The sequence below is a fragment of the Acidithiobacillus sulfurivorans genome (assembly GCF_018853815.1).
In the GTDB taxonomy this organism is placed as follows: Bacteria; Pseudomonadota; Gammaproteobacteria; order Acidithiobacillales; family Acidithiobacillaceae; genus Acidithiobacillus; species Acidithiobacillus sulfurivorans.
The window spans coordinates 1-8614 of record NZ_JAAOMP010000078.1; the positions used below are offsets into that span (position 1 = coordinate 1).

Here is an 8614-nt window from a genome sequence, read left to right on the forward strand (position 1 = left end):
CCGCCACGGCCACCAGAACAGTCACACGTTTTATCTGCGCTACCAGGGGCCGCTACCCGCCGCGAACGACGTGAAGGTTGATATCACGATCAACGAAGTCCTGTGCTTCCCGCTGCAAGATCGCTCGATTCATCGCACCTACGACAGCTTTGACGACTTGCCCGAAGGGCCGACCGTGAAGGTCTACGCCATCGAGGAGATCGTGGTTGAAAAACTGCTGGCCTTGAGCGATCGGGCGCGCAACGAGCCGCGTGACTTGTATGACCTCTGGTATCTTTTCGGCTCCACCAACTTGCGCGTTGCGGAGATGCGTGCCGAACTCGATACCAAGTTGGCATTGCGGCAGCGCATCGTTGCAGGAATGGAGCAGGCAATCGCCGCCAAGGAAGATCGTCTGCGCCGACTCTGGGATGCTCGACTCTCGCATCAGATGAGCAATCTTCCACCGTTCGATGACGTTTTTCGGGAAGTGCTGCGAGCAGTGCGAGCCGCCGACTTGCCGAAGGCGGAACACTGATCGGCGGTTTGCGCCCATAGAAAGCACGGATAAGATAACCATGATTAGCACCAGCACTGTCGGCTGTCAAACAGCGCTGGTGATTAGCCAGTTTTCAGCAGAAATCAGCGTTTGGATGGTTCGCCATTGAGAGCCTCAGTGTTTCGCTAATTCACCCAATATTTAAAAGGACTAATGATTCATATTCCGCGATATGGGGTGGTAAATACCTGATGCTGACAAATGGCAAACGAATGACACTGATTAACAATCAAGGACGTTATCTCAGTCACTTCCCAGCATTAGCTGTAAGCATTTTGATGCGCATGGCTATCTCGCTGTCGAGCGGGTTGTACACGATCATGCTCAGGTCCGGCCGACCATCGACCGAAAACGCCGAATATTCGAGCTCGATGGAACCAAGCTCGGGATGCAGCAGGCGTTTGACGTTGTTTTCGTCTCCATGGCTGAGTATCTCGTTGTCCCGCCACAGAGCTTCGAATTCCGGGCTGACACTACTGAGCTCTTTGACGAGTTCGCTGACCTCAGAGGCCAGACCAGCACGTGCAACGTCCGCTCTGAACCCGGCCACCACGAAGCGCGCGACAGCCTCCCAATCATGCTGCTTTGCGCGGGCAGCGGGATCACGGAACAGGAAATGTAGAATATTACGCTGACCTACCGGCAGCGCACCGTAGTCAGTCAGCACGACCGTGGCGGCACGGTTCCATGCGACGATGTCCCACGTGGCGGTCCTGACGATCGCAGGGCTGGTTTCAAGCAAATCGATCAATCTCTGCAGCCTGGGGTTAACGCTGAGAACAAGTTTGTAACGGATTTCAGGCGGTCGACCGAGCCCGAGCATGAATAAATGCTCACGCTCGGCATCTGTCAGCAACAAGGCACTGGCAATCCTGTCCAGCACATTTGCCGATGGTGCACCGCCGCGCCCTTGTTCGAGCCATGTGTACCAAGCTGTGCTGATGTACGCACGCTGGGCCACTTCTTCGCGGCGCAACCCTGGCGTTCGTCTACGTCCCAAAAATCCGAAACTTGCAGGATCTAAGCGTGTCCGACGGCTTTTTAGGAATTCCCCAAGTGAACTGCCTGCGTTGAGAGACATAAGGAACCTGTTAACTGTTTTAATAGGATAAAATAACTACTATAACCGGATAAATGATGACCGTATAGTGCAGATTCTTTACGAGCAAGGAGACATCATCATGCGCATTTTTCTTACGGGCGCTACCGGCTTCATCGGTTCCGCTCTCGTTCCTGAACTCATTGCAGCGGGTCACCAGGTAGTTGGTATGGCCCGTTCTGACCTGGGGGCACAAGCTCTTACTGTCGCAGGCGCCGAGGTGCATCGCGGCACGCTGGAAGACGCCGAGAGCTTACGCAAAGGCGCCGAGAATGCGGACGCCGTGATCCACGCAGCCTTCGATCATGACTTTTCAAGATTCGTCGAGAACTGCGAGAAGGACAAGCGGGCCATCGCTACCCTCGGGTCCACGCTCGCGGGTTCCGATCGGCCTCTGGTCATTACTTCGGGAACCGGAATGGGCGGCGGTCAGCATGGTCAACTGGCAATCGAAGACGTTTTCGATGCCAGTCATCCCAATCCACGCATCGCATCCGAACTGTCCGGCAATGCCCTGCTAGAGGCGGGTATCAACGTATCTGTGGTACGGCTATCGCAGATTCACAATCATTTCAGACAGGGACTCGTCACGCCACTTATTGGCTTCGCTCGCGAAAAGGGCTTCGTGGCCTATCTGGGTGAAGGACTTAACCGCATGTCGGCTTGTCATCTTTCAGACGCTGTGTGCTTGTACCGACTCGCCGTGGAGGCAAATCAGCGTGGCGCGCGTTATCACGCGGTTGGCGAGGAAGGCATCAGTTCACGGGAAATTGCCGAGGCGCTCGGTCGCGGCCTGCATCTGCCGGTCGTTCCGATCGCCCCGGAGCAAGCTGCAGCATATTTCGGCTGGATGGCGATGTTCGCCGCAATGGATATGCCGGCTTCAAGTATCCGCACGCAGGCGAGGCTGGGCTGGCACCCAACGGGACCGACGCTAATCGCCGATCTCGATGAAGCGCGTTACGTCTAGGAATCTTCTGGGCCATGCAATCGCGGCTTAGAAATTACTGCAAGCAATTCAGTACGACACGCTTGTGAATACGCCGCCGGCTGAAGCCGGTGGTTTTAATTTAATGCTTACTCAATCAGCACTTCCGATTGGTCAGTTTTAAGCAGGAATAGGCGTCAGGCGGCTAATGAATAAAGCTGATTTATAAATAATGCCATTAATGGCTGGGGAGCAAAAAATCAGTCGCTGATTTTACGGTTGACGGAATCTATTCCCAAGCGGAGTTTCTCAACAAGGTCCATCAAGGTCTGGCGCTCTGCAGTGTTCAGCTTGTGCCTGATTTCCCCATTGATTTCCTGGCGTTGCTCAAGGATGTCTGCCTGTATGCTTTCACCAGCAGATGTTAGGTAGAGCTTCAGGCTGCGCCGATCCTGGTCATCAACCTGCACTTTTATAAGGTTGCGTTTTCTCAGGCCGGTAATCAGGCGGGCCAATTGGCCTTTATCTTTTCCCGAGTGCATCACCAGATCGCGTTGGGTGGAACCAGGGTGACGTGCAACATGATTTAGTACTTTGGCATCCATAGGCGTAATGCCATGAGGGTTGTCACGCATTGCCCGAAAAAGGCAAGCGCGATAACTATGCATAACAGCGTGAAGTGCTTCCACTATGTCCTCAGCCTCAAAGCTACTTTGCTGGTGGACTGTTTCCATTGTTTTTTTTGGACTCATAGAAGCATTATCAACGTAATACCTTGATGATGGAAGCTGGATTCTTAGCCTTTTCGCTCAAGAATGCCTGTAAGCGTGCAGCAACACAATATCGTCGGCGGCCAAAGAACACTGCAGATCAGGCTTATGGTTGACTTTATCAACAAAATCGATCATTGTTGACATTGTCAACTTTCATTTGGAACCCTGTCCTGGTCATTGATTCCTGGAGGTGTGTCTTGAGTTTTATCAATACAAAATTGCCGTTTGCGAATATTCAGATCATCATGGGCAGTGTGCGGCCCGTACGAATCTGTCCGGTAATTGCTGATTGGATTAAGCAGTTGGGAGAAAGCCTGGTTTCCACTCGCTTCGAGGTGGTTGATCTTCTGGATTACCCTATGCGTATGGATGATGAAGCATTCCTCCCCGTGAAGGGAAACTATCAAAATCCGTCAACCCGAAACTGGAGTGACAAAATCGTAAGTGCTGACGCATTTATTTTTGTTACGCCTCAATATAACTGGGGTTATCCGGCTGCGCTCAAAAATGCCCTGGATCATTTATATCAAGAATGGGTAGGAAAACCTGCGTTGATCGTGTCCTATGGTGGACATGGGGGTGGAAAGTGCGCGGCCCAACTGAATCAGGTTTTGACGGGGATGAAAATGCATCCGCTCCATACCATGCCTGGCTTGACGTTAGCACAGACGTTCATTGAGGCAGGCGCAAATGATCTGGTACCTGAAAGAGACTTTGCTGTTCAGGAAAAACAGATTTTGCAGCAAGGATTACTGGATTTAATGAATAGTGAGCACTTTCATGCGCATGCCCTGGCACAGGAATAATGATTTATTGATAATCAATGTGGGAGTTTTATGAAAGACATATGGGAGCCAGTTTGTGTTGGTATGGATATTATCCGCGAAAATGACAAAAATGGGGACTTTACGGCACTACCTATGATTTTGGTTGCTTTACAGAAAGGAGTAGAAATCGCTTGGGAAAATCCCAGCGTTGCTGAACAAATCTTGCGCTTGAACGAAAATGAAATGACTACGCAGATCCTCGCGCTTTTGTCTCGACCATGCAGTTGATGTGTCTGGTTTTCTATAAGACAGTTTATGTGATCTGGGCGCTGATGGCACGGCAGGAGAAGTATCAGGTGGTCGTTCTGCTTGATATTGTTTAAGTCCGTTACAGCACAGCTTAAATCCAATTTCCGCGATTGAATTGAGCGAGCTTGGTGAATTAGGTTACGCAAGCTCATTTTCTCTCAGATATGAAACCCCATTTTGCGCTGTGTCTCGCCACACACTCGAACCTCAACCTCCTCCGTGCTTGATTTCTGATAGAATCCCAGCCACTGAGGAGACTGTTCATTGCCGAACCTGCTGACAGAACCGATCGCCAAATTTCGCAAGATCATTCATGTGGACATGGACGCGTTTTTCGCCGCCGTGGAGCAAAGGGACCATCCCGAACTCCAAGGGCAACCCGTCATCGTCGGTGGCGACCCGGCTGGTCGAGGTGTCGTGGCCACCTGCAGCTATGAAGCCCGTCGGTTCGGCATTCATTCCGCCATGACAGCCGCCCGTGCCCGGTCGCTCTGCCCGCAAGCGATTTTTCTCCGCCCCCGCATGGAGGCATATCGGAAAGCCTCCCGTCAGGTCATGAATATCCTGCAGAGATACACTCCCCTTGTGGAGCCCCTGTCACTGGATGAAGCTTTTCTGGATGTGACAGCGGCCACTGCCGATGGGGTCCTGGCGGTACAGATTGCCCGGGAGATTCGTTCGTGCATCCAACAGGAAACCGGTCTGACCGCCTCAGCCGGGGTATCTTACAACAAGTTGCTGGCCAAACTCGCTTCCGATTGGCGCAAGCCCAATGGGCTTTTTGTGATCCCGCCCGAAAAGGGCCTGGACTTTCTATCTCCCCTCCCTGTTGGCAAGCTCCACGGTGTAGGACCGGCCACTGTGAAAAAGTTGTCCACACTGGGTATCCATACCGTTCTGGATCTCCGAAATGCCGCACGGGAAACATTGATCGCACAATTTGGAAAAACCGGCCTTTGGTTTTACGAGATTGCCCGAGGCATAGACAAACGTCCCGTTCAACCCAGTCGTCAGCGAAAGTCCGTGGGGGCGGAGCGGACCTTCCCGCAAAATATAAACGACCCCCAGGTCATGCTGACCCATCTGCAGGAAATGGCGAGCCAGGTTTCCGCCCGCCTTAAAACCGTGGGGCTGGCGGGACGCACTATCAGCATCAAGGTGCGCTTTTCTGATTTTGAAACAATCACAAGAGCCTATACCCATGCGCAGTCTGTTTGGCGCACAGAAGACCTTATCGCCTGTCTGCCTGATTTGTTGGACAAGGCACTTCCCGTTGAATCACAGCCATCTATCCGATTGCTGGGAGTATCCGTGAGTGGCATGCTCCGTCCAGAGGATTCTGACAAACATACTGGCCAGATGGATTTACTGGAAGAATAGTGGACCCCAATTTCCGGACAGTTATTTAAGATGGTAAAGAAGGAATGGCTATTCGGGGAATTCCTGAATCCATTTTGGATGTGGTCTTGCAGGCACCCGGAGAGATTGTACCGGAGAAAGAGGAATTGGTGGCTTATCAGTCGGTGATAAATTTTCCCGAAGGACCCATGCTGCTCAGGGCCATCGTGGCACACCAAGACCAACCTATGCGGATCATTACCGTCTACCGTACCAGCAAGATAGAGAAGTATTGGAGGGGCTCATGAAAGTACGCTACGACCCGGACACCGACACCTTGACCATGAGACTGAGTGAGCATCCTGTCATGGAAAGTGACGAGGCAAGCCCCGGCGTCATTCTGGATTATGATGATCACGGAAATGTAGTAGGTATCGAAATACTGAAGGCATCCCAAGGGGGGGCTGCCCTGCAAACCATTGAATACGCCTATGGCGCAGATGGATAGCGCGGCGGCGAGAACCGCTCAACGCCGTCGAAGTCGCCCGTCCGCCAGTAAATATTTTGCCAACCCGTCACTAACACTTAAAGCGTAACCCGAACGTTGCTGGGGGTATCGGGTGGCGGAATCCCAGTTTTTCCGGCAGGGGTTTTCTGCGCCAGAATCGCGGAATTTGTCCTCTTTGCTGACTGTTTGCCGACGCTGAAACGCTTGCACCTGCTGGATCAGTGTAGTAACGTTTCTACGTTAATCCAGCATACGGGGGTGCCATCATGACTATTACCACCTTATCCAGCCGCGAGTTCAACCAAAGGGCGAGCGAGGCCAAACGGTCCGCCAACAACGGGCCGGTATTCATCACCGATCGAGGCCGCCCGGCCCATGTGCTGATGAGCTTTGAGGACTATCAGCGGCTCACCAGGCAGCGCCGCAACATTGCCGATGCGCTGGCTATGCCGGGTATTGCCGACATCGAGTTTGAGCCGCCGCGTGTGGCTATTGAAACGCGTCCGACTGATTTTTCATGATGTTGGTTCTCGATACCAACGTGGTGTCTGAACTGCGCAAGGTGCGGCTTGGCAAGGCCGATATGAACGTGACGGCATGGGCGGAAAGTGTGGATGCCACCGACCTCTTTGTGTCGGCCGTCACCATCATGGAACTGGAGCTTGGTGTTCAGTCGATTGAGCGAAAGGACGCCACCCAGGGGGCCCTGTTGCGCGCGTGGCTGGAGCAGCACGTATTGCCTGAGTTCTCCAGACGCACGTTGCCAGTCGATACCGCTGTGGCACAACGCTGCGCCAGGCTGCTTGTGCCCGACAAGCGCGGCGAGCGCGATGCACTCATCGCGGCAACCGCCCTGGTGCATGGTATGACGGTGGTCACGCGTAATGTCGCGGATTTCAAGTCTACGGGAGTGCCCCTCATCAATCCGTGGGAGGGGTCGCAGTGACGAGAAGCAAATGTTTTGTGACACACGAACTCTGCGCCCAAGAATAACCGCGCTTATCTCAGTACTCAAATCTCAAGACAACTAGACACAAAATTATCTTTTCATTACCCAGCATAAAAATGTAATAATTTATTGACAATAAAAGAATTGTTATAAATTATAAGAATTAAGTATCTTTTCATTGGTCGTAGGGGAATATGGACGTACCAACAGATCGCCTGGCTCGCTTGTTGCGAGCTGGCTCACAAACGGGGCAAACCCTTTGTGAACGGTTGAACGTGTCGCGCGCCACGCTATCCCGCATGATGGAGAATTGCCGAAGCGCGAATCCAGGGTTCCTGCGCAGGATCGGTGCCGCACGGTCCACGCGCTATGCCTGGGCGAAAGCGGCGGAAGACGCTGCGGACCAGCCATGGGTGATCCCTGTGTATCAGGTGGACCGGCAGGGCGTGTTACAGTCTACCGGCACATTGACCGTTCTGGAGGCAGACGAGTATTGCTTTGAGCCAAGCGCCGACGAGGCATCCTCCATGGTATGGCGCTTCCCGAATGGCTGGATACGGACGCATTATGAAGGCATCCCCTGGTTCCTGCAGGACATTCGTCCACAGGGGTATCTTGGTCGTGTGTTGGCGCAACGATTGTTCGGTCAGCCCGATGATGCGATGGCGATATCAGGGCTTCCGGAGCATATTCAACATTGGGGTGACGACCAGGTTCTGAGAGTGATTTCTCGCGCAGGCGATGATCTGCCAGAAAGTTTTCTGATAGGTCGGCTGTCGGCTGAGCGATTTCTGTCTCAACGGCAGGAAAAATCCACGCAGATTGTTCACACGAGTGATCGTCCAGCAGTTTATGCGCGGCGTGTCCATGCTCTCGTGTCAGGGCAATGGATACCGCATTCCAGTGCAGGCGGCGAGCAACCCAAATTTACGGCCTCTGTGGTCAATGCCGACGACGCGGTTGTACGGCAGGTTATTGTTAAATTTTCCCCACCAGAGCAGGACGAAAGCTTGGCGGCTCGACGATGGCGTGACTTGCTTCTCGCTGAGTTTCATGCGCTTTCTGTGTTGACTAGGCATGGGGTATCAGCGGCAGTGACGGACATCGTTCAAGGGTTGGATGGCCGTTGGTTTTTGGAAAGCACCCGATTCGACAGAATCGGACAATACGGTCGTGTACCAACCTTTTCCTTGCGGTCCATTATTATTGAAGATGCGGGCGATTTGCCAGGATGGATAATCGCTGCGGAAGCATTGTGCAGAAATGGACGTATTGATGCGGATACCATGGAACAGATTGGCTTGCTGGATGCGTATGGGCATTTTATTGACAACACGGACCGCCATCCCGGAAACCTCTCATTTACGCCAGAGCAACATGCTGGTCCCGCGAAGTTTGTCATGAC

General features: G+C 52.9%; 11 protein-coding genes. 9 read left to right on the forward strand and 2 right to left on the reverse strand.

The window, feature by feature from the left end; all coding sequences use genetic code 11:
* Positions 1 to 517, forward strand: a 517-nt coding sequence (locus HAP95_RS07330) for a nucleotidyl transferase AbiEii/AbiGii toxin family protein (RefSeq protein ID WP_215883628.1), incomplete at its 5' end; no start/stop codon positions are given.
* Positions 518 to 785: 268 nt separating this feature from the next.
* Here HAP95_RS07330 and HAP95_RS07335 read toward each other — a convergent pair.
* Entirely contained in the window at positions 786 to 1619 is an 834-nt protein-coding gene (locus HAP95_RS07335; RefSeq protein WP_215883629.1) for a helix-turn-helix transcriptional regulator, read from the reverse strand.
* 100 nt (positions 1620 to 1719) lie between these two features.
* Between HAP95_RS07335 and HAP95_RS07340 the strand changes: the two genes are divergently transcribed.
* Positions 1720 to 2607 (forward strand): SDR family oxidoreductase, encoded by an 888-nt coding sequence (locus HAP95_RS07340; protein WP_215883630.1) that lies wholly within the window; start codon positions 1720 to 1722, stop codon positions 2605 to 2607.
* Between the two features lie 218 nt (positions 2608 to 2825).
* Here the strand turns inward: HAP95_RS07340 and HAP95_RS07345 are convergent, their stop codons facing one another.
* Positions 2826 to 3317: a MarR family winged helix-turn-helix transcriptional regulator gene (locus tag HAP95_RS07345; protein ID WP_215883631.1), complete on the reverse strand. Its 492-nt coding sequence runs from the start codon at positions 3315 to 3317 to the stop codon at positions 2826 to 2828.
* 218 nt (positions 3318 to 3535) lie between these two features.
* On the opposite strand from HAP95_RS07345, the gene HAP95_RS07350 reads away from it, so the two are divergent.
* The 7 genes from HAP95_RS07350 to HAP95_RS07380 form a co-directional block, all read left to right on the forward strand.
* Positions 3536 to 4144 (forward strand): NADPH-dependent FMN reductase, encoded by a 609-nt coding sequence (locus HAP95_RS07350; RefSeq protein ID WP_215883632.1) that lies wholly within the window; start codon positions 3536 to 3538, stop codon positions 4142 to 4144.
* Positions 4145 to 4174: 30 nt separating this feature from the next.
* Positions 4175 to 4393 carry a hypothetical protein gene (locus tag HAP95_RS07355; protein WP_215883633.1) on the forward strand — a complete coding sequence of 73 codons (219 nt, stop codon included), beginning with the start codon at positions 4175 to 4177 and terminating at the stop codon, positions 4391 to 4393.
* Between the two features lie 285 nt (positions 4394 to 4678).
* Complete coding sequence (gene dinB / locus HAP95_RS07360) at positions 4679 to 5794, forward strand: DNA polymerase IV (protein WP_215883634.1); 1116 nt, start codon at positions 4679 to 4681, stop codon at positions 5792 to 5794.
* 262 nt (positions 5795 to 6056) lie between these two features.
* Complete coding sequence (locus tag HAP95_RS07365; RefSeq protein ID WP_215883635.1) at positions 6057 to 6260, forward strand: DUF2283 domain-containing protein; 204 nt, start codon at positions 6057 to 6059, stop codon at positions 6258 to 6260.
* A gap of 266 nt (positions 6261 to 6526) precedes the next feature.
* Positions 6527 to 6781, forward strand: a complete 255-nt coding sequence (locus HAP95_RS07370) for a type II toxin-antitoxin system Phd/YefM family antitoxin (RefSeq protein ID WP_215883636.1) — start codon at positions 6527 to 6529, stop codon at positions 6779 to 6781.
* A complete protein-coding gene (locus HAP95_RS07375) occupies positions 6778 to 7206 on the forward strand; it encodes a type II toxin-antitoxin system VapC family toxin (protein ID WP_215883637.1) in 429 nt (142 codons plus the stop codon). The genes HAP95_RS07370 and HAP95_RS07375 overlap by 4 nt, the downstream gene beginning before the upstream one ends.
* A 197-nt stretch (positions 7207 to 7403) precedes the next feature.
* Positions 7404 to 8614: HipA domain-containing protein (locus HAP95_RS07380; RefSeq protein WP_215883638.1), on the forward strand; the 1211-nt coding region annotated here is incomplete at its 3' end.

Coding starts and splice junctions, on each gene's coding strand:
- HAP95_RS07340 (WP_215883630.1), top strand. CDS start 1,720: ATGCGCATTTTTCTTACGGGCGCTACCGGCTTCATCGGTTCCGCTCTC.
- HAP95_RS07335 (WP_215883629.1), bottom strand. CDS start 1,619: ATGTCTCTCAACGCAGGCAGTTCACTTGGGGAATTCCTAAAAAGCCGT.
- HAP95_RS07375 (WP_215883637.1), top strand. CDS start 6,778: ATGATGTTGGTTCTCGATACCAACGTGGTGTCTGAACTGCGCAAGGTG.
- HAP95_RS07365 (WP_215883635.1), top strand. CDS start 6,057: ATGAAAGTACGCTACGACCCGGACACCGACACCTTGACCATGAGACTG.
- HAP95_RS07345 (WP_215883631.1), bottom strand. CDS start 3,317: ATGAGTCCAAAAAAAACAATGGAAACAGTCCACCAGCAAAGTAGCTTT.
- HAP95_RS07355 (WP_215883633.1), top strand. CDS start 4,175: ATGAAAGACATATGGGAGCCAGTTTGTGTTGGTATGGATATTATCCGC.
- HAP95_RS07370 (WP_215883636.1), top strand. CDS start 6,527: ATGACTATTACCACCTTATCCAGCCGCGAGTTCAACCAAAGGGCGAGC.